This window comes from Flavobacterium kochi, assembly GCF_048286715.1.
Taxonomy (GTDB): Bacteria; Bacteroidota; Bacteroidia; order Flavobacteriales; family Flavobacteriaceae; genus Flavobacterium.
Genome location: NZ_JBLVPW010000011.1, coordinates 112,264 through 131,512 on the forward strand (window position 1 = coordinate 112,264; position 19,249 = coordinate 131,512).

Genomic DNA, 19,249 nt, shown 5'->3' on the forward strand with positions numbered 1-19,249 from the left:
CAATTACTGCTACATTTAATAAATTAATTAAAAGAATGAAGCTTAACTTTACCTCTGCGTTTTGACTACAAAAAGTTTAACTAACAATGACAATGAAAGAATCTATAATATATCTTGATAATAATGCTACGACTCAACTTGACAATCGTGTCTTACAAACTATGCTGCCTTATTTTACAGAGAATTATGCTAATGCTTCAAGTGAACACCTGTTCGGTTTATCCGTAGGTGAAGTAGTTGATTTTTCCAGAGATCAAGTTGCAGATTTAATCAATGCAAAACCGAAAGAAATTACTTTTACTTCTGGTGCTACTGAAGCGATAAATTTAGCCTTTAAAGGATTAATACATCATAAGAAAAAGCACATAATTACAGTGGTAACCGAGCATAAGGCTGTATTAGAAACCTGCAGTTTTATGGAAAGTTGTGGTTTTGATGTTACTTATCTAAATATAAATAAAGATGGCCGCATAAATTTAGATACGCTAGAAGCAGCAATAAGAATTGATACATTAGTAATTTGTATTATGCTAGCCAATAACGAAACTGGAGTCTTACAACCATTAAAAAAAATAGGTAAACTTGCTAAGTCTAAAGGTGTAATATTCATGACTGACGCAACGCAGGCAGTTGGTAAATTACCTATTAATGTTTCTGAATTAGGCATTGATATGATGCCTATTTCTGCGCATAAATTTTATGGCCCAAAAGGAATTGGTGCATTGTATGTTTCGGAAGCAGCCAAAATAAAATTAGACTCGCAGATACACGGTGGCGGACAAGAACGTAAAATGCGTAGCGGCACGCTCAATGTCCCAGGAATTGTAGGACTGGGAAAAGCCTGCGAAATAGCATCATTAGAAATGGACGGTAATAGAATTCAAATTACTGTTTTAAGAAACCTTCTAGAGAATGAACTTTTAAAAATTGAAAATGCTTTTGTAAATGGAAGTATTGAAGATAGATTATATAACACAACCAATATTTGTTTTCCTGGAGCAAATTCTGAAAGACTAATAATTGGTTTGCAAAATATTGCTGTTTCGAGCGGTTCTACTTGTTCTTCTGTAACAACTGAACCATCATACGTTTTAAAAGAACTGGGGTTGTCTGATGCAGATGCGTTGAGTTCTATACGTTTTAGCTTGGGTAAATTTACCACAAAGAAAGAAATCAATATTGTCATTAAAAAAGTAACCAAACTTGTTGCAAACCTAAGACAGGATAATCGTTAATGAGCTAGGCTTTCATGTCCTAATAAAAAACCCGTAGGTAAATGAATCCTCTAGTTTTTTTCCTTTTTTTAAACACATGAAAATGGTAATACTAAAACAAAGTTTCTTGACCTCATTATTTTTAATAACAATAGCAACTTTGTATAGCATATCTCTTGTAAAAATAAGATTTCCTTTTCCGCCTTCTATTCATAAGCGACTGGTAAATACAGCTTCTATTTTCCAAATAATACTTATTTAAAGCTATGATATTTGATCAATAAGGTTATTATAATCGTCTAAAGTATCGATATCTACAGCTCCTTTTTCGAAAATTACAGATGAAACATCTTCTTTATAGTACTGAAGCATTTTTTTAGCTCCTTCATTGCCTTTAAGGTTTAAAAGTTCATCAAAATAGCGACTGCTAAATAATACTGGCGTACCTAATGTATCTGCATATTCCGAGGCCACAATGCCCTTTCCTGTTTTATTGTGCTGCTCAATCAAATCCTCAAAAACTCCCGCCGTGACATAGGGCTGATCACATACGGTAAAAATGCAAAAATTTAAATTTGGTTTCAGCATACATAATCTATCTAGTCCAATTGAAATTGATGAAGCCATACCCATTTCCCAATTCGGATTATTAACAACTTGAACCTCAAGTAAATCAAGCTCTTTCTCTATAACTACTTTATAAGCACCTGTCACAACTAGTACAAAAGTATTGAGTAACAAATTTGCCTGCAGTAGTGTTTTCCGCAGCAAAGTATCACCATTATATTGTAATAATTGCTTAGGTTTTCCTAATCTCGAAGAATTACCAGCAGCCAGAATTATAATACCACATGTTTGTTCCATATTATCCACTAATAGTTATCATGCTTCGGTTTTCTATACTAAGCGATATTCGCAAATAATCGTGCACACGACGAAAGTATCCTGAATCATATTTACTCTTTTAAACTACCATTGTTGCAGGGTGTATTTTTTCTTTTTTATATTTTAATGATAACCCCTCTTTACCACCTATGACTGCTTTAATTTCTGATACTATAGAAAGTGCAATTTCTTCAGATGTTTCTGCGCCAATATCCAACCCAACAGGTCCGTAAATACGATTAAGTTGTTTTTCCGTTAGCACAATACCATTGTCTTTTAAGTCGGAAAGCATACGATTAAGCTTTGTTTTAGGTCCAAGAATTCCTATGTAGACACAATCTGTTTGTACTAAAAATTTAAGCATAGCCAAATCATATTTGTAGTTATGGGTCATCAATACAAAGAATTTTCCATCATCTACAGATACGTTGTTTAACACTTCTTCTGGTTTTGCAATAGAAACAGCAGTAGCCTTTGGAAACCTTACGGCTGTAGCATGAGTCGCACGACCATCAACCACAATAGTTTCCCATCCTAAAAGTGAAGTCATTTCTATAAGTGGTTTTACATCGTTGCCAGCTCCACATATTACTAAAGATATTGGTGGAGCAATATATTCTATTAATGCTTCATAAGAAGCATTTTTAAACTCAACTTTTTTTATTATTGAAGTCTTATTTTCTAATACTTCCTTACTGTAGGATGATAATATCGCGTAAGGATTATTCGCCTTTAATATTGTACTAGCTCTGTCAAACAAAACGGTTCCAGGTTGAAGCGAATTTCTATTTTGAGAAAACAGTGTTATAATAACGGCATCTTTTCTTTCTTTTTCTAACTGTTGTAAAAGTTGTATGAGGTTATTATTTTTAGCAGAATCTATATATTCAAAAAGAATATGCACTATACCATTACAACCAAGTTGCACACCAAATTCAATATCATCCTCATTACTAGTGTCATAAACAACAAGCTTGTTTTGTTGCTGATTGATGGCAAGTAATGCTTTTCGCAAGGCATCACCTTCAAGGCAACCGCCGCTAATAGCACCCGTTAATTCGCCATCTTCACTTACAAGCATTCGTGCTCCAGGTTGTCTGTATGAAGAGCCTTCAACCTTTACTACAGTTGCAAGAGCAGTTTTTTTTCCTGCTTTGGTAGCTAAAAAATAGGCTCTAAGTATATCTTTGATTTCTTTCATGTACAAACCGATTTCCTATAATAAAACACAATTCTGTAAAGTATATTTTATAATAATTGAACTATACTTCATCCAAATTAAAAGGAAGTTTTCTAATTCTTTTTCCTGTCAAATCAAAAATTGCATTGGTCAGTGCTGGTGCAAATGGAGGCAAAGCAGGCTCACCTACTCCTCCCGCGTCGGCATCATTTTCAATTATATGTACTTCCATTTCAGGCATATCATATATACGTGGCATGTTGTATTCGTAAAAATTCTTTTTATCTGCCATCCCATCGATAAAGGTCATCTCATGAAATACTGATGCTCCGAGTCCCATAATTATGGAACCTTCTATTTGGGCTTGAATAATATCTGGGTTTACATACCAACCACAATCCATTACTGCCCATACCTTATCTATTTTTACACCGCCGCCTTGCTTTGCAGAAACTTTTACAATCTGCCCAACAGTGCTGTCAAAACATTCTGTTATGGCTACTCCAAAACCTTCATTTTTCTTTCTAGACTTCCATCCTGAAACTTCTTCTAACTTATCAATAAGCTTTTGAAGGCGCTCTTCTTTTAAATATTTTCTTCTAAAATCTAACGGATCTTTTCCTGCTTCTTGGGCCATTTCATCCATAAAACTCTCATAAGCAAAACCATTAGTAGATGCGTAAACAGACCTCCACCAAAGTACTGGTATAGGTATTTCAAACGGAATATCAGAAAAACTTATATTTTTAATCGATTCAAAATAAGGAGCTAAAAAACCTTCTGTAGTACTTCCGTTAGGTTTTCCTCTTTTTTCAGACATCCAGTGATCGATGTTTTGCCCTGCCATTCGGAATTTAATTGCAGCAATTTCACCATTTTCTATTACCCCTTCTCCTCTATAAGAAATTCCTGGTCTAAAAGGTCCCTGCGTTGCATCATCTTCTCTCGACCAAACTACCTGCACTGGCCCATTTATCTCTTTTGAGATTACAACGGCTTCATGACAAAAGTCTGCAAATGCTTTTCTTCCAAATCCACCACCTAAAAAGGTCATATTCACTATTACTGACTCTAAAGGCAATCCGAAACTTTTGCTTACACTATCTTGCATCCAATCTGGTGCCTGTAAGGGACCCCAAATTTCAATTTTATTTCCTTGATAATGCGCTATGCAATTTATCGGTTCCATTGCATAATGCGATTGGTAAGGCGTTTCATAAACTACATCTAATTTTTTTACAGCTGAACCAATAATTTTATTAGGATCTCCTTCTTTTTTAAAAATCAGTCCTTCTTCTTTTTGCAGTAATTCTAACTTTCGTTTAGCTATTTCTGGAGAACTTAAATGTTCAAATCCGCTATCATCCCAAACAACTCTAAGTGCTTTTTTACCTTGTAAAGCAGCCCAGCTGTTATCTGCTACAACAGCAATCCCATCTCTCAAAGTGTTATGAACTTGCATTTGTATCTTAAATACTTTTTTAACGCCCGCAATTTTTAAAGTTTGTGAATCATCATAACTGACTAACTTTCCTCTTAGTCTTGGATTACGTTCCACCGCAGCAAAAAGCATCCCATCAATCCTTTTATCAAGACCGAATATGGCTGCTCCATTGGTTTTTAACTTCGTATCAATACGGCGAATACCTTTACCAATAAGCTTATAGTCTGAACGCTTTTTTAGTTTTACATCTTTAGGAGTAGGCAGTTTAGATGCTTTCTCAGCCAGCTCTCCATAATGTAAACTCTTTCCTGATGGTTTATGAATGATGTGACCTGATTGCGCGAAACATTCCGTCGCCGAAACAGACCAAACATCAGCTGCTGCAGTTATTAGCATTTCTCTGGCAGTGGCACTAAGCTTCAAAAGATTTTTATAAGAACCTCGTATTGTAGAGCTACCACCGGTTATCTGACCACCATATTTTTTACTTCCCTGAGCAAATATTACATTAATATCTTTTAAATCAACTTCAAGCTCTTCTGCAATAATCTGAGGTACTGAGTGATAGGAACCTTGTCCCATCTCTGCACGATGATCTACCAAAGTTACTTTTCCACTTTCCTCAATAATGATCCAAGCATTCAACTCTACTTTATTGAGTGCAGCAAATTCTGGATTTACTATACTTGCTGAAGCACCTTCACTACTAAAAATACCTAGATAGAAGGCGGTTCCTCCTATACCAGCTAATTTAAGAAAACCTCTTCGTGACAGATTTGGAAGTATATTTGATTCTGACATGATTTTTTCAGTATTTGAGTGTAACTTTCATTGTTATTTAGCTGGTGCATAGGCACCGTTTTTAATCCAGATAATCCAAGCTTTCTTAAATTCGCTGTGACTCAGTGGAGGCTCTGAATGTCCTTCTGCTTGTTTCCATCCCGAGAGTACTAGTCCATCATCAGCGTGAGCTAGAAGTTGCTTCATACTTTTATTCCCATTTTGTTTTCGATCTACAAGCTGCTTGGCAAGATCATGAGCAGATCTTCCCTCAAAAATCATTTTCATATTAGCTGGAGGCAAATGCCAGTCTGGGTTTCCTGGAGGTGCATGTGGTCCAGATGTATTCTCTAGCTGATGACAATTAGCACACTTCATGGCATAAAGCCCCTTACCGTCTACTCCTCTTTTTGGAAACATCTTATGAATATGACTGTCATCACCCTGAAGCGGAATATCTCCTATCGGATGGCAATTGACACACCTTGGACTCATAAGTACAGAATAAACTTTTTCAAAAGCTTTTACAGAGACTAAACTATCCTTCTTTACAATTGATTTTGGAATGGTTGTGTATGCATCATTCGAATAGTATCTTTTACTAAAACTAAATGCGAATATTGAAAGCAGCATTAAGAACAAAGGAGCAATTATTACAGCTCTATTTCTAACAATATTTGTCATCTTTTGTGAATACCAATTTTTCATTATAGTGAATTATTCAAAAGTTGTATGAATTTATAATCTTTATTATCTACTACTAGGATTTGTTTTCAGAATTGCGTTGTATTTCGGCCGCTATGTGTATCGCTTTTCGAATTCTAGGATACGTCCCACAACGGCAAATATTACCTGACATTGCGTTATCTATATCTTCATCGGTAGGGTTCTTATTTTCTCGAAGTAGTACTGCTGCCGACATTATTTGTCCTGAATGACAATAACCACACTGCGGAACGTCTATATTCTGCCATGCCTGTTGTAAAGGATGGTCATTATTTAAGGATAATCCTTCGATTGTAGTAATCTTTTTACCTTCAGCTCGGCTGACTTTCGTAACACAAGAACGCACAGCTTCTCCATCAAGATGTACAACACAGGCACCACATTGCGCCACACCACACCCATATTTTGTACCTGTTAATTGAAGAATATCACGTAAAGCCCAAAGCAGCGGCATGTCATTACTAATATCACAATCATAGGATTTATTGTTTACATTTAATTTAATCATTTTTAAATTAATTTATCGTTTACTCAAAATTAAATATAAATAACTTAGAATAAGTTTTAATTTATAAAATTAATCCAACTGATGTATAGAAAATTACTGAATTCAAACTATTAGTTAAGATAATCAAACATAAAGAGTGAAAATGGCTTGGACGCTGCCATGTATTACAACTAAAATGCTCACCAAATCCCTAAGAGAACCGGAAGATGATAAATTAATCATCCGGAAAATGTATCACAAGGTTCCATCAAAAGTAGAATATTCACTTAGTGACACAAGTCTGGAATTAATACCGCTTATAGAGCATGTACATGAATGGGGAAAAAAGCAATTGGAAAATGAAACTTCAATTCGTTAATACGGACAGCACGAACCATTATTATTAATTGCCAAGTTTCAAATCTCATAAGACAAAATTCTAAACTTTTACTTCAAGATTTGAAGCTTATGAATCAAATTCTTTAAAAAAATCTAATATTCTTATATTGTTTTCTATTGTAGTTCAAAAGTTATACTAACATTTCCATTACCCAGTGCCTCAGTTAATCTTGTTGTATCATCAATGCGACCCAACCTAGTATAACTATATGAGGTAGAAAATGTTTTGTAAAAAAGCACTAATGTTCTATTTCCATAGAGCATTAAATCTCCTGTTTGTATAGTAGAAGAATTAGATGCATTGGTTGTTAAAGCATTGGCGAAATCATAAAACTTTTCATTGCTATTCAAATCACTCATGTTAATTGTCATCGGCAGCATTGCTTTAAATTCTGTTGCAGTAGCATTGTTCGAAAGTGTAGTATTAAAGGTACTTGAACCAATCTTAATTCGGATTTTTGCATTCATCGTTTCATTAGTATTGTCAGTGTTTTCAGTATTACTATTGTTTGCTGAATCATTCTCTTTATCGCATGAAGCAAAAGCCGCAACAAAAGAAAACACAAAAAAGATAATTAAAATTTTCTGTTTCATAATATTTTGTATTAGTTAGAATGTTGAAGCATCAATTTCAAAACGATATCTTCTTTTTTAACTGCAGATTTAGTACCAATACACCTGCACCGGCCAAAGCAGTTCACTGAATAAATTTTCTTCTCATTAATTTCTCATTTTTGTTCATCTTTACGGCAGTTATTATTTAGTCACTTCTGTATATTCTTGCTCTGTTACAGGTTTTAGCCAAGTAACCTGAATATCTTCTTTAAAATTAGTAATGGCGATATGGACCATTTTACTATTTGCTGACGCTCCATGCCAGTGCTCCGTATTTTCGGGAATATTAACCACAGAACCTTTTTGTATAGCCTGAGCGGCTTTGCCTTTTTCCTGATAAAAACCTTGTCCATCCGTTACAATCAGCACCTGTCCTCTGGGATGTGTATGCCAATTGGTTCTTGCTCCAGGTTCAAATGTTACGCTACCCATTGAGAAATCATTATTTTTATCTTTAGCTACCAATGGTTGCAAATAAGCATTACCACTAAACCATTCTGCCGGCAGTCTTTCTCCTTTTTCAAAAAGACTTGTTTTATTTCCTGTTTCCATTTTCTCTTGTTTTAAATTATTGTTGCACGCTGCAATTGATAGTATCAAAAATAAAAAAAACACACGCATAAAATTTGTCATTGAAATTTTTATTTTAAATATTTTTTAAAGAAGGTATCCAATTTATCAAAAGGAATTAAATTGGTTTTGTCGTAAAGATCTACGTGACCAGCATCTTTTATATAATATAGTTCTTTTGGTTCTTCCGCACGTTTGTAAGCATCTTCACTAAACTCTTTTGAATGCGCTTTATCTCCTGTAATGAAAAGTAAAGGACGAGGTGAAATGGTTCCTATATCATTAAAAGGATAGAAATTATTGAACTTTGTATTACTGCTCAAAGTTGGATGCGTTGTTGTTTCAGGCGAGCCTCCTTTTGGGGTAAATTCTCCTCTAGGTGTACGATAAAATTCATAAAACTCACGTTGAATAGGATGTGTATTTTCATCCAGCTGATGCGTTGTTCCTCCTGTATATTTAGTTTTTCCACCAGTAAATTCTACATAACGTTGTTCTGCAGCTTGTTCCTGATTTTTCTTTCTCTGCTCAAGAGTTTGCGAATGATTCAGCGCATTGCGGCTTGCAGAACCCATATCGTACATACTTACCGTTGCGATAGCTTTCATTCTTGGGTCAATTTTAGCCGCACTTATAACAAAACTTCCGCTTCCGCAAACGCCAATTACTCCTATATTATTTCTGTCAATAAAGGATCGTGTTCCTAAAAAGTCGACTGCTGCGCTAAAATCTTCAGCATACATGTCTGGCAAAACAGCGTTACGTGGCTCACCTGCACTCTCGCCCCAAAAAGATAAGTCAATTGCTAAAGTAATAAAACCACGGTCCGCCATATTTGATGCATAGACATCAGCGCTTTGCTCTTTTACAGCACCCATAGGATGCCCGACAATAATAGCTGCATGTTTTGTAGTACGGTCTAAATTATTAGGAATAAAAAGATGTCCTGCAACATCCAAAATATACTGGTTTTTGAAAGTAACTTTATACATCTTAACGTTATCACTAACTTTAAATGTTGTAAATCCCGTTGATGCTATTTTTTCCATTTTTGTGAATTTTTCGGTTTTATTTTTAGTATTTTTCTGTGCATAAGCACTTCCTAATACTATAATATAGGCAACTATTAAAATTCTTAATCTTCTCATTTTGTTTAAATTTTTAATAATTCTTTAGATATTAATTTTCTGCAATTGATTTAATAAATTTGGCAGGAATTCCACCGACAATACTGTTGTCAGGAACATCTTTAGACACTACAGCTCCCGCAGCTACAATGGAGTTTTCGCCAATAGTAACTCCAGGAAGTATAATTGCACCAACACCAATCCAAGCACCTTTTTTTATTAGTATCGGTTGGGAAATAGTAGCTCTCCTTTCGGTGGGGTTTATAGGGTGGTTGGTTGTTATCAGATTTACTTTGGGACCTATAAGTACATTGTCTTCAATAGTAATTCCGCCTCTGTCCATAAAAGTGCAGGCATGATTTACAAATACATTTTTACCAATATTTATATTTTCTCCAAAATCAGAATAGAAAGGTGGAATGATAAAAAAAGTATCGTCTACTTTTTTACCAATTAGTTCGCTAAAAATGGAGTTGATTTCCTCCAAATCATCTGTAACAAGATTGTTGAGTTTTGCAGTTTTCAAAATAGCTTTTTGAATAACCTTAAATAATTTTGGATATTCAGGATCATTAAGATGAATTGTTTCGCCAGATTTATCTCTTTTGAAAATAGTTGTAGTTTCCATATCTCTTTGCATTTATTACAAGTACAAAATTATATCGAAACTGAAATCGGAAGGTAACAACAATCAAACCTATAGTTAAGAAATTCAAACCAAATCTAGACGGAAACTTTTAGGATTTGTTCCGGTATTTTTCTTAAAAAAGTTATTAAAGTAAGTTGGATACTCAAAACCAAGAGCATACCCTATTTCTGCAATATTCCAGTCGGTATGCTGTAACATAGCTTTAGCTTCGCTAATAATACGCTCCAAAATATGAGTCGTGGTAGACTTTCCAGTCACTCCTTTTACAGCACGATTAAGATAATTGACATGAAGAGATAAAGCGTTTGAATAGTCCTGTGCTGTTTTTAACTCAAGTGGACACTCACTGGTTTCAATTGGAAATTGTCTTTCCAATAACTCCAAAAAAACGGATGTAATTCGGGATTGAGCATTATTGTTATTCGTGTAATTTTCAGAAGGTTGCATCTTTAATGCCTCGTGAATTATCAAATTAATATAATTACGAATTAGATCATCTTTATAAGTATAATCCGTTTGTTGCTCCTCCATCATTTTCTGGAAGAGTGTGTTCAAAAAATCTCGCTGTTCTTCTGTTATTTTTAATATTGGTGTTCCTCCAATCTTAAACAAGGAAGAATGTTGCAAACTTTCGGAGCGGTCGGATTTTAAAAATTCTTCGGAAAACAAGCAAGTGTAACCTACATAACTAGTGGAGATTGTCTCCCAGGAATAAGGAATATACGGGTTGCCAAAAAACAAAACAGTTCCCTCTGCACTAAAACTTTTATCGGCATAATGAATAATGCTCTTTCCAGTAGTCAGGCAAATTTTATAAAAATCCTTTCTGCTATAATTACGTGTTGCAGCACCATCGCTTTCTATTTGAAAAACGTTAAATCCTTTTAATTTTAATTCAGTATTAAATTCTGAAACCGAACGTATAATTTTGTTTTGCATTTCACAAAGTTATAAAAAACAAACTTTAATTTGAAATTATTAATATATTGGGAAGATTGTAGGTTTATTTTTTAGAAGATCCGCACTAAATTATGAGGTGGATTTTCTAAAAATATTTATTTAATTGTTATTTGAATAGACTACTTACCAGATTTTTGATAAATTTTTATTCTTAAACATGTTCTTCAAAAAATTGCATTTATTAAGAAATAGGGTTTGTTTTAACATTTTAACCCCAACAGGACATTAAACCGCTTTCAACTAAATTTTTAAAATTTATCTTACAGAATTATCTTAAAAGCATGCCAATTTCTTCAAATCTTGTAGAAAATGGTTTGAAATTTGTATCTCTGGGGTCACCAAAACTAAAATCCCATTTCTAACGAAATGGAATTTTTTTTATGTCTTTTTAAGTATATTCAACAACCTTTGGTTGGATCAGGTGCAAAAAGCTCAATTGTACGGATGTAAAAACGAACTTATTTTATCAGTACTCTTTTATATTTAGGTATATCTTTTAAGACAATACCAGTGCCTCTAACCACAGCTTTTAAAGGATCTTCTGCAATATAAACCGGCAAATCCGTCTTCTGCGAAATCCTTTTATCAAGACCGCGCAGCATTGCCCCTCCCCCTGCGAGATACAAGCCCATAAAATAGTAATGTCGAAACGAGTTTCATTAGCAAATCGAAGTCCGCCATAAAGTGCTGTATCCTCCTGTAAGAACTGCTTTTATTGACTTTTGCGTCAAATCCAGAGACTAATCTATCATAATTAATTGTTTTTACTTTGCATAGAGCAATGACAAATAAACTGATAAGCTTGAGCACTGCTAAATTGACACCTCCCTTAAAATGCTCTTGTAAAATCGTGATTAATGGCATATCTTTACCTTCGAGACTGGTATTCCTCATTAGAAAAATTATATCGTAATAATTATTTAATGTATTGAATACCAGTCTTTTATTGTGATTTAAATTCTCTATTTTATTGATTATCAATGAAATATGTTTTTTTTATCATGTACTAAAAAGTTATTTAATTAAAATTAATACACGAGTTGAATGAATACTATAATGGAATATTTAAGCATAAAAGAGTTTGAATCAATAATCTTTGAAAACGGTAAAATAGCTATCAGTGAAGTTGTTTTAAACAGGGTAAATGAAAGCTTTAATTTTTTAAAGGAATTCTCTAAAAACAAAGTAATTTACGGTGTAAATACTGGTTTCGGACCAATGGCTCAGTATCGTATTAAAGACGAAGACAGACTTCAACTGCAATACAATTTAATTAGAAGTCATTCTTCGGGAACAGGAAAACCGCTAAATGCAATTTCCGTAAAGGCGGCTATTTTAGCAAGGTTAAACTCGCTTTCCTTAGGGAATTCAGGCGTTCATCCTTCGCTAATTCATTTAATGAAGGAATTAATCAATAGAGACATTACTCCCTTAATTTTCGAACACGGAGGTGTTGGTGCCAGCGGAGATTTAGTGCAGTTGTCGCATCTTGCTTTGGTATTGATAGGTGAAGGAGAAGTTTTTTATAAAGGCGAAAGAAGACCAACGCTAGAGGTTTTCCAAGTAGAAAATCTTGAACCCATTCAGATCGAAATCAGAGAAGGTTTGGCGTTGATTAACGGAACATCCGTAATGACCGGAATTGGTGTTGTAAATGTTCATTATGCCAATAAATTATTAGACTGGTCGTTGAAATTTTCATGCGCCATCAATGAAATTGTCCAAGCTTATGATGATCATTTTTCTGAAGAATTGAACAACACCAAACGTCATAAAGGACAAAGAGAAGTGGCAGCAAGAATGAGAGAAAATCTTACAGACAGCACCTTGATCCGAAAAAGAGAAGACCATTTGTACTCTGGCGAAAATAACGAAGACATATTCAAAGACAAAGTACAAGAATACTATTCTTTGCGTTGTGTTCCCCAAATTTTAGGGCCGATTCTTGAAACAATAAACAATGTTTCCTCTATACTTGAAGACGAATTTAACTCGGCAAACGACAATCCCATAATTGACGTAAAAAACCAGCACGTGTATCACGGCGGAAATTTCCACGGCGATTATATTTCGTTGGAAATGGACAAGCTGAAGATTGTAATTACCAAATTAACAATGCTTGCCGAACGTCAATTGAATTATTTATTAAATTCAAAACTAAACGAAATTCTGCCTCCGTTTGTAAATCTTGGAACTTTGGGATTTAACTTTGGAATGCAGGGCGTACAGTTTACGGCGACTTCAACCACTGCCGAAAATCAAATGTTGTCCAACCCAATGTATGTTCACAGTATTCCCAACAATAATGACAATCAGGACATTGTGAGTATGGGTACCAATGCGGCCGTAATTACTGCAAAAGTGATTGAAAATGCATTCGAAGTTTTGGCGATTGAGTTGATTACCATTGTTCAGGCCATTGACTATTTAGAACAAAATGACAAGATTTCGTCTGTGACTAAAAAAATGTACGATGATGTTCGTACCATTATTCCAACATTCAAAGAAGACCAGGTAATGTATCCGTTTGTCCAAAAAGTAAAAGATTATTTGATAAATAAATAGTACTTTGGCATGTTTTAATTAAAATCTTGCCTTATGAAAAAGGTGATTTTTGTTTTATTTTTATTAGCTCAATTTGGGAATGCTCAAGAGTTAGCGTTGGAACGGAAAGATGGAAAATTTGGATATATCTCCAAAAGGGGAGAATTTGCCATTCAGCCCAAAATACAAAACAGCAAAATTTTTTTCTGAATGATTGGCTGCCGCCGAAGAAAACGGAAAATAGGTTTTTATTGACGCAAAAGGGAATGGATTATTCCAGCTATTTTTTGACGAGGTAAAATATTTCGGTAATGGAATTTGTGTGGTATCAAAAAATAAAAAATGCTTTATATTAAGACAAAAGAGAAATACTCGCAGCGCCTGCATCAAATAAGGTTTATGATTTTGCGGATGGTGTTGCTTTTATAAGACAAGGAGATAATATTGGTTTAGTCAACAATAAAAATGGAATTTGTTTAGAACCAAAATATGATGTAATTAAATCCAAAAAGGATATACCAAAGTAAGAAATAATGATCCTATATGAAATTTCTTCTATTGGGTTTGCTATATTCAGCAATGAGGATAAAGGCTTTATTAATGGTTTAGCCAGAGTAAAAAGCGAAAAAGGATGGGGATTATTAAACCAGAGGGACAAGTATTAGGAAATCAATGGTTTGAAAACGCAGAACCTTTCCAAAAATAAAAATTAAATATGAAGTGTGCATTAGTAACAGGAGGTTCAAGAGGAATTGGCAGTGCAATTTGTCAAAAGTTGGCAAATGATACAGATTATCATATTCTGATAAATTATCAATCCAACAAAGAGGCTGCCGAAAAAACTTTGGAAGCGGTAATCAAAAATGGAGCAACGGCGGAGATTATTCAATTCAATGTTGCTAATTTTGAAGAAGTAAAAACAGCTTTAACACAATGGCAGGATGTAAATCCTGAAGCAATTGTTGAAGTGATTGTCAATAATGCCGGAATTGCAAAAGATGGACTGTTTATGTGGATGACTCCCGAAGATTGGACAGGCGTTATAAACACAAATTTGAACGGATTTTTTAATGTAACCAACTTTTTTATTCAAAAAATGTTGCGCAATAAATTCGGTCGAATTGTAAACATAGTTTCCCTTTCGGGAGTAAAAGGAACGGCCGGACAAATTAATTATTCTGCCGCAAAAGGAGGAGTTGTTGCCGCCACAAAAGCATTGGCACAAGAAATTGCTAAACGAAACATAACTGTAAATGCGGTTGCTCCCGGTTTCATTAAAACCGAAATGACCAGCCAATTGGACGAAAAAGAATTAATAAAAATGGTTCCCGTGAATCGTTTTGGCGAAGCCGAAGAAGTGGCCGACTTGGTAAGCTTTCTCGTTTCAAAAAAAGCCAGTTATATCACTGGCGAAATTATTAATATAAATGGAGGTATTTATTCTTAAAAAATTACTTCAACGATAATGAATAAGAGAGTTGTCATAACAGGAATGGATATTTACTGATGTACTGGAACGTCACTAGATAAAGTAAAGGATTCACTAGAAACCTTAAAAAACGCCAATATTGATGATACTTTTTTTGATGAAAACGAGGTTGGAATCATGTATGGCAATGACAGCGTTTCAAAAGCCTTTACTGAAGCCACGATTTTTAAACTATAAAGGAATCAATCTTACTATTAGTACTGCTTGTGTCAGCGGTTCTCATTCAGCAAGACTGGCTTATTTCTTAATTAAAAGCGGATTCCAAGACATTATAATTTGTGGACGTGCACAAGAAATTAACAAATATGCAATGAGCAGTTTTGATGGTTTGGGTATTTTTTATCCCACAGAGGCCAACCCACAAAGGCTTCCAGGCCTTTTGACACCAGTCGTGACGGATTAATTCCGAGTGGTGGAGGTGCAATATAAATTCTAGAAAGTTACGAATCAACCATAAAACGAGGTGCAACTATTATTGCCGAAGCTGTGGGTTATGGATTTTCGTCCAATCGAGGACATATTTCAACTCCAAATGTGGAAGGAGCATCAATCGCAATGCAAAGAGCAGGAAAATGTATATGGAACCGAAAAAATCTTAAATCAAGTAGGGCCATTTCCGTTTAAAAACAAATCAGAAATCGAGAACTATATCTTTGTGGCGCAAGCACGCTTTCGCATGGAGGTGCTGAGGCAACACCTTCGGGAATAGTTGCCGCAGCGATTCTGAAATGCAGGCCAAAAACTACGGATTTATGATGCTGTAGACGCATCCACTTGGCCAGAATGGATTCATGTTAAAAGAGCTGATAAAATAAGGACTTTCAAGGAAACAAAAGTCTCTTGGCGGAGTTTAATTAAGAGAAAATTCTAATTAACTGGTTCAAATACACTTTAGCCAATAGACGTTTTTTTTGGACAAAGTTATAAGCTATTAACCTGTCACCAAGATTTACAAAAAAACCCAAGAATAGCCATCTTTAGTTCAATTATCAAAATTTTAGCAAAACTAATCAACAAGACAAAAAAATATCAATGGTTTTATCAAAATTAACCACAAAAGAGATAGCGCCTTAAGCCTATGAAATTCAATAACTTAAACAAACTGCAATTTCTTTTTTTTATGCGATTTTTTTTCTTGAAAATATTAATCGAATTCAGGCATTAGGATAAATTATTTTTTTTAATTAGATTCGTATTTATAAATTTCAAAAAATGAAAAATGTCCTTGTTGTCTATTATTCTCAAAGTGGACAGTTGGAATCCATTGCAAGAAACATATCAAATCCCCTTTTGAATTCGACTGAGATTACTGTTACATTTCATGAAATCCAGTTAGAAAAAACATTTCCTTTTCCTTGGAATTCCGAGGCCTTTTTTGATGTTTTTCCAGAATCTTTTTTGCAAATTCCAAGCGCTTTAAAACCAGTTCCGCCTGAAATTTTGAATACAAAGTTTGATTTAATTCTATTGAATTATCAAGTTTGGTATTTGTCTCCCTCCATCCCCATAAATTCATTTTTAAAAAGTCCGGCAGCCAAAATACTTCTAAATAATACCCCGGTAATAACTATCAGTGGATCCAGAAATATGTGGATATTGGCTCAGGAAAAAATAAAAAAATTATTAAAACAAAACAATGCCCAACTCAAGGGAAATATTGCTTTGGTTGACCGAGCCGGGAATTTAATTAGTGTTGTTACCATATTTGACTGGATGCTTTCAGGAATTAAAAGAAAATACTTGGGGATTTTTCCATTGCCTGGAGTTTCGGATAAAGACATTAAAGAATCATCCGAATTCGGAAAAGTTATTCTTTCTTGTTTAAATGATAATAATTTAGAGAATTTACAGCCTAAATTAGTTGAACTTGACGCCGTGAAAGTTAAACCATTTCTAATTACCGTAGACAGAACAGGGAACAAGATTTTTACCATGTGGTCCAACTTTATCGTTAAAAAAGGAGAATCAAGAAAAACATGGCTCAAAGTTTTTAAAATGTATTTGTTTGTTGCAATATGGATAATTTCACCAATAGTGTTCGTGTTTTATCTTATTTTTTATCCATTGATGCTAAATAAAATAAAAAAAGAAAAATTGTATTATAAAGGAATAATAATTTAAATTTAAAGAAATATGTTTGATGTTTACATAACAAAGGCAAGTAAATTTTTACCCAATAAAGTAATTTGTAATGATGAAATGGAATCATATTTGGGCTTAATCAATAATACGGTATCAAAAGTAAAAAACTTGATTCTAAGAAATAATGGAATTACTTCTCGCTATTATGCCTTAGACAAAAATGGAAAAGCGACACACACCAATGCTGAATTAACATTCAAGGCAATTGAGGGTCTATTTGACGATAAATTCACAAAACAGGATATCGAAGTTTTGTCATGCGGAACTTCATCACCAGACTACATGATGCCTTCTCATGCTTCAATGGTACATGGATTTTTAAAAAATAAATCAGTAGAATTAAATTCATCGGCAGGTGTTTGTAATGCCGGGATGAATGCTCTTAAATACGGTTTTTTGTCAGTACGATCTGGAAATTCTAAAACGGCAGTTTGTGCAGGTTCTGAAAGATTTTCGTCCATGTTGATTGCAGACAGATTCGAATATGAGGTAGTCAATTTAAAAACACTCGAAGAGCAACCCATACTAGCTTTCAAAAAGGATTTTTTACGTTTTATGTTGTCCGATGGAGCAGCAGCTTTTTTACTGGAAAATGAACCAAATGGAGAAACTCCATTGAAAGTGGAGTGGATGGAAGCTTATTCTTTTGCACACGAACTGGAAACTTGCATGTATGCTGGTGGAGATAAATTAGAAAACGGAGATATCAAACCTTGGAGTGATTATAAGTCGGACGAATGGCTAGAACAGTCTGTTTTTTCAATAAAGCAAGATGTTAAACTTTTAGATGTAAATATCATCGTAAAGGGCGCTGATTGTGTAAAAATGGCATTAGAAAAAAATAATGTTAAACCAGAAGATGTTACTTATTTTATGCCTCATGTTTCTTCCCATTATTTTGTAGACAGATTGGTAAATCAGTTAACAGAAATAGGGATTGACATGCCAAAAGAAAAATGGTTCATGAACTTGAAAGATGTTGGTAATGTTGGTGCGGCTTCCATATTTTTAATGCTGGAAGAATTAGTGAATTCGGGTCGTTTGAAAAAAGGAGACACAATGCTACTTTCTGTTCCGGAAAGCGGTAGATTTTCTTATGCCCTAGCCTATTTAACGGTTTGCTAAATACTGTGAATGGGTCCAATGCCGCATTCGACAAGGATTTCGTGGAAAATTTGTTACCACAGAAATTTCCTTTTGTAATGGTAGATAAAATGTATTCGTATACCGAGGACGCTTTAGTTTCCGGTTTGAGAATTCAAAATGACAATATCTTTTTTTACAACGGAAACCTTGTAGAGGCTGGGTTAATTGAGCATATGGCCCAATCTATAGCTTTACACACCGGATATCAATTTTTTTTAAAAAAGGAACCAGCACCAATAGGTTACATAGGTTCTATTAAAGATGTTGAAATACGAAAATTACCAAAACTCAATGACGAAATTAAAACAGCGATTACCATAATTCAGGAATTTGGAGGTATCACTTTAGTTGATGTAGTTACAAAATTAAATGGTGTAGAAATTGCCAGTGCTCAAATGAAAACCGTTCTAGCAAAATAATTCCAAAAATGGAGACCACAATAGACATAAAACATTATTTGCCTCATCAACCGCCAATGCTTATGGTTGATAAAATCGTTGCTGTTGATAATGAATATACTGAAACAATTTTTGAAATAAAAAAAGACACTATTTTTGTTCAAAATAATATGTTTTTAGAAGCTGGATTGATAGAAAATGCGGCACAAACCTGTTCGTCTATTGTTGCCCAAAGTTATTTTATTGATGAAAATAATCAGGAAATTGGCGGTGTTGAAGTTATAGGATTTATAAGTACTATAAAATCAATAAAAATTTTTGAATTGCCAAAGGTTGGCGATATTTTAACTACTAAAGCTGCTTTGCTTTCAAAATTCATAACCGACGATTACAGTTTGTGTACATTGAGTTGCCAAACCTTCAATAAGGATAAATTACTTTTGGAAGGAGAAATCAATCTTTTCCTTCAAGAAAATATTTCTAAGAAATAGCAT

The 19,249-nt window shown here is 34.2% G+C and carries 20 protein-coding genes and 2 pseudogenes; 11 read left to right on the forward strand and 11 right to left on the reverse strand.

The features are described 5' to 3' along the window. The first annotated feature begins 92 nt into the window (after positions 1 to 92). Positions 93 to 1,235 carry a cysteine desulfurase family protein gene (locus ACNQGH_RS11645; protein WP_417956181.1) on the forward strand — a complete coding sequence of 381 codons (1,143 nt, stop codon included), beginning with the start codon at positions 93 to 95 and terminating at the stop codon, positions 1,233 to 1,235. A 243-nt stretch (positions 1,236 to 1,478) separates the two neighbouring features. On the opposite strand, the gene ACNQGH_RS11650 is transcribed toward ACNQGH_RS11645, so the two are convergent. The 5 genes from ACNQGH_RS11650 to ACNQGH_RS11670 form a co-directional block, all read right to left on the reverse strand. Beyond that, positions 1,479 to 2,078, reverse strand: a complete 600-nt coding sequence (locus ACNQGH_RS11650) for a nucleotidyltransferase family protein (RefSeq protein WP_417956182.1) — start codon at positions 2,076 to 2,078, stop codon at positions 1,479 to 1,481. A 100-nt stretch (positions 2,079 to 2,178) separates the two neighbouring features. Beyond that, positions 2,179 to 3,300: an XdhC family protein gene (locus ACNQGH_RS11655; protein WP_417956183.1), complete on the reverse strand. Its 1,122-nt coding sequence runs from the start codon at positions 3,298 to 3,300 to the stop codon at positions 2,179 to 2,181. Between the two features lie 61 nt (positions 3,301 to 3,361). Next, the gene (locus ACNQGH_RS11660; protein ID WP_417956184.1) at positions 3,362 to 5,524 is read right to left on the reverse strand and encodes a xanthine dehydrogenase family protein molybdopterin-binding subunit; all 2,163 of its coding nucleotides are present in this window, start codon (positions 5,522 to 5,524) and stop codon (positions 3,362 to 3,364) included. A 33-nt stretch (positions 5,525 to 5,557) separates the two neighbouring features. Next, a complete protein-coding gene (locus ACNQGH_RS11665; RefSeq protein WP_417956185.1) occupies positions 5,558 to 5,998 on the reverse strand; it encodes a c-type cytochrome in 441 nt (146 codons plus the stop codon). 265 nt (positions 5,999 to 6,263) lie between these two features. Further along, the gene (locus ACNQGH_RS11670) at positions 6,264 to 6,737 is read right to left on the reverse strand and encodes a (2Fe-2S)-binding protein (RefSeq protein WP_416849983.1); all 474 of its coding nucleotides are present in this window, start codon (positions 6,735 to 6,737) and stop codon (positions 6,264 to 6,266) included. A 142-nt stretch (positions 6,738 to 6,879) separates the two neighbouring features. Between ACNQGH_RS11670 and ACNQGH_RS11675 the strand changes: the two genes are divergently transcribed. After that, complete coding sequence (locus ACNQGH_RS11675) at positions 6,880 to 7,095, forward strand: winged helix-turn-helix transcriptional regulator (protein WP_417956186.1); 216 nt, start codon at positions 6,880 to 6,882, stop codon at positions 7,093 to 7,095. Positions 7,096 to 7,229: 134 nt separating this feature from the next. On the opposite strand, the gene ACNQGH_RS11680 is transcribed toward ACNQGH_RS11675, so the two are convergent. The 6 genes and pseudogenes from ACNQGH_RS11680 to ACNQGH_RS11705 form a co-directional block, all read right to left on the reverse strand. Continuing rightward, positions 7,230 to 7,709, reverse strand: coding sequence for a cyclophilin-like fold protein (locus ACNQGH_RS11680; protein WP_417956187.1), 480 nt, complete (start codon positions 7,707 to 7,709; stop codon positions 7,230 to 7,232). A 162-nt stretch (positions 7,710 to 7,871) separates the two neighbouring features. Beyond that, complete coding sequence (locus tag ACNQGH_RS11685; RefSeq protein WP_417956188.1) at positions 7,872 to 8,282, reverse strand: (R)-mandelonitrile lyase; 411 nt, start codon at positions 8,280 to 8,282, stop codon at positions 7,872 to 7,874. 89 nt (positions 8,283 to 8,371) lie between these two features. Then, complete coding sequence (locus tag ACNQGH_RS11690) at positions 8,372 to 9,448, reverse strand: alpha/beta hydrolase (RefSeq protein WP_417956189.1); 1,077 nt, start codon at positions 9,446 to 9,448, stop codon at positions 8,372 to 8,374. 31 nt (positions 9,449 to 9,479) lie between these two features. Beyond that, positions 9,480 to 10,055, reverse strand: a complete 576-nt coding sequence (locus tag ACNQGH_RS11695) for a sugar O-acetyltransferase (protein WP_417956190.1) — start codon at positions 10,053 to 10,055, stop codon at positions 9,480 to 9,482. An 84-nt stretch (positions 10,056 to 10,139) separates the two neighbouring features. Then, complete coding sequence (locus tag ACNQGH_RS11700) at positions 10,140 to 11,015, reverse strand: helix-turn-helix domain-containing protein (RefSeq protein ID WP_417956191.1); 876 nt, start codon at positions 11,013 to 11,015, stop codon at positions 10,140 to 10,142. 479 nt (positions 11,016 to 11,494) lie between these two features. After that, a pseudogene (locus ACNQGH_RS11705) lies at positions 11,495 to 11,674 on the reverse strand (rod shape-determining protein); the annotation flags it as partial. Between the two features lie 406 nt (positions 11,675 to 12,080). On the opposite strand from ACNQGH_RS11705, the gene flxA reads away from it, so the two are divergent. The 9 genes and pseudogenes from flxA to ACNQGH_RS11750 all read left to right on the forward strand — a co-directional run bounded on the left by flxA (position 12,081) and on the right by ACNQGH_RS11750 (position 19,246). Next, a complete protein-coding gene (gene flxA / locus ACNQGH_RS11710) occupies positions 12,081 to 13,601 on the forward strand; it encodes a flexirubin biosynthesis tyrosine ammonia-lyase FlxA (protein WP_417956192.1) in 1,521 nt (506 codons plus the stop codon). A gap of 33 nt (positions 13,602 to 13,634) precedes the next feature. Then, complete coding sequence (locus ACNQGH_RS11715) at positions 13,635 to 13,790, forward strand: hypothetical protein (RefSeq protein ID WP_417956193.1); 156 nt, start codon at positions 13,635 to 13,637, stop codon at positions 13,788 to 13,790. 505 nt (positions 13,791 to 14,295) lie between these two features. Continuing rightward, the gene (flxB, locus tag ACNQGH_RS11720; RefSeq protein WP_417956194.1) at positions 14,296 to 15,027 is read left to right on the forward strand and encodes a flexirubin biosynthesis SDR family reductase FlxB; all 732 of its coding nucleotides are present in this window, start codon (positions 14,296 to 14,298) and stop codon (positions 15,025 to 15,027) included. A gap of 18 nt (positions 15,028 to 15,045) precedes the next feature. Next, positions 15,046 to 15,636: pseudogene (locus ACNQGH_RS11725) on the forward strand (beta-ketoacyl synthase N-terminal-like domain-containing protein); the annotation flags it as partial. Beyond that, positions 15,563 to 15,778: a hypothetical protein gene (locus tag ACNQGH_RS11730; RefSeq protein ID WP_417956244.1), complete on the forward strand. Its 216-nt coding sequence runs from the start codon at positions 15,563 to 15,565 to the stop codon at positions 15,776 to 15,778. The pseudogene ACNQGH_RS11725 and the gene ACNQGH_RS11730, both read left to right, overlap by 74 nt. A gap of 503 nt (positions 15,779 to 16,281) precedes the next feature. Beyond that, complete coding sequence (locus ACNQGH_RS11735) at positions 16,282 to 17,190, forward strand: dialkylrecorsinol condensing enzyme DarA (protein WP_417956195.1); 909 nt, start codon at positions 16,282 to 16,284, stop codon at positions 17,188 to 17,190. A 12-nt stretch (positions 17,191 to 17,202) separates the two neighbouring features. Next, entirely contained in the window at positions 17,203 to 18,336 is a 1,134-nt protein-coding gene (gene darB / locus ACNQGH_RS11740; protein WP_417956196.1) for a dialkylresorcinol biosynthesis protein DarB, read from the forward strand. Positions 18,337 to 18,341: 5 nt separating this feature from the next. After that, a complete protein-coding gene (locus ACNQGH_RS11745; protein WP_470303886.1) occupies positions 18,342 to 18,776 on the forward strand; it encodes a hotdog family protein in 435 nt (144 codons plus the stop codon). An 8-nt stretch (positions 18,777 to 18,784) separates the two neighbouring features. Continuing rightward, positions 18,785 to 19,246 (forward strand): hotdog family protein, encoded by a 462-nt coding sequence (locus ACNQGH_RS11750; protein ID WP_417956198.1) that lies wholly within the window; start codon positions 18,785 to 18,787, stop codon positions 19,244 to 19,246. The last annotated feature ends 3 nt before the right edge of the window (positions 19,247 to 19,249 follow it).

Bases quoted from the DNA above. Each gene is read 5' to 3' on its own strand.
- ACNQGH_RS11695 (WP_417956190.1), bottom strand. From the start codon at position 10,055: ATGGAAACTACAACTATTTTCAAAAGAGATAAATCTGGCGAAACAATT.
- darB (WP_417956196.1), top strand. From the start codon at position 17,203: ATGTTTGATGTTTACATAACAAAGGCAAGTAAATTTTTACCCAATAAA.
- flxA (WP_417956192.1), top strand. From the start codon at position 12,081: ATGAATACTATAATGGAATATTTAAGCATAAAAGAGTTTGAATCAATA.
- ACNQGH_RS11655 (WP_417956183.1), bottom strand. From the start codon at position 3,300: ATGAAAGAAATCAAAGATATACTTAGAGCCTATTTTTTAGCTACCAAA.
- ACNQGH_RS11700 (WP_417956191.1), bottom strand. From the start codon at position 11,015: ATGCAAAACAAAATTATACGTTCGGTTTCAGAATTTAATACTGAATTA.
- ACNQGH_RS11660 (WP_417956184.1), bottom strand. From the start codon at position 5,524: ATGTCAGAATCAAATATACTTCCAAATCTGTCACGAAGAGGTTTTCTT.
- ACNQGH_RS11675 (WP_417956186.1), top strand. From the start codon at position 6,880: ATGGCTTGGACGCTGCCATGTATTACAACTAAAATGCTCACCAAATCC.
- ACNQGH_RS11680 (WP_417956187.1), bottom strand. From the start codon at position 7,709: ATGAAACAGAAAATTTTAATTATCTTTTTTGTGTTTTCTTTTGTTGCG.
- ACNQGH_RS11735 (WP_417956195.1), top strand. From the start codon at position 16,282: ATGAAAAATGTCCTTGTTGTCTATTATTCTCAAAGTGGACAGTTGGAA.
- ACNQGH_RS11670 (WP_416849983.1), bottom strand. From the start codon at position 6,737: ATGATTAAATTAAATGTAAACAATAAATCCTATGATTGTGATATTAGT.
- ACNQGH_RS11665 (WP_417956185.1), bottom strand. From the start codon at position 5,998: ATGAGTCCAAGGTGTGTCAATTGCCATCCGATAGGAGATATTCCGCTT.
- ACNQGH_RS11750 (WP_417956198.1), top strand. From the start codon at position 18,785: ATGGAGACCACAATAGACATAAAACATTATTTGCCTCATCAACCGCCA.
- ACNQGH_RS11730 (WP_417956244.1), top strand. From the start codon at position 15,563: ATGGATTTTCGTCCAATCGAGGACATATTTCAACTCCAAATGTGGAAG.
- ACNQGH_RS11650 (WP_417956182.1), bottom strand. From the start codon at position 2,078: ATGGAACAAACATGTGGTATTATAATTCTGGCTGCTGGTAATTCTTCG.
- flxB (WP_417956194.1), top strand. From the start codon at position 14,296: ATGAAGTGTGCATTAGTAACAGGAGGTTCAAGAGGAATTGGCAGTGCA.
- ACNQGH_RS11685 (WP_417956188.1), bottom strand. From the start codon at position 8,282: ATGGAAACAGGAAATAAAACAAGTCTTTTTGAAAAAGGAGAAAGACTG.
- ACNQGH_RS11645 (WP_417956181.1), top strand. From the start codon at position 93: ATGAAAGAATCTATAATATATCTTGATAATAATGCTACGACTCAACTT.
- ACNQGH_RS11690 (WP_417956189.1), bottom strand. From the start codon at position 9,448: ATGAGAAGATTAAGAATTTTAATAGTTGCCTATATTATAGTATTAGGA.
- ACNQGH_RS11715 (WP_417956193.1), top strand. From the start codon at position 13,635: ATGAAAAAGGTGATTTTTGTTTTATTTTTATTAGCTCAATTTGGGAAT.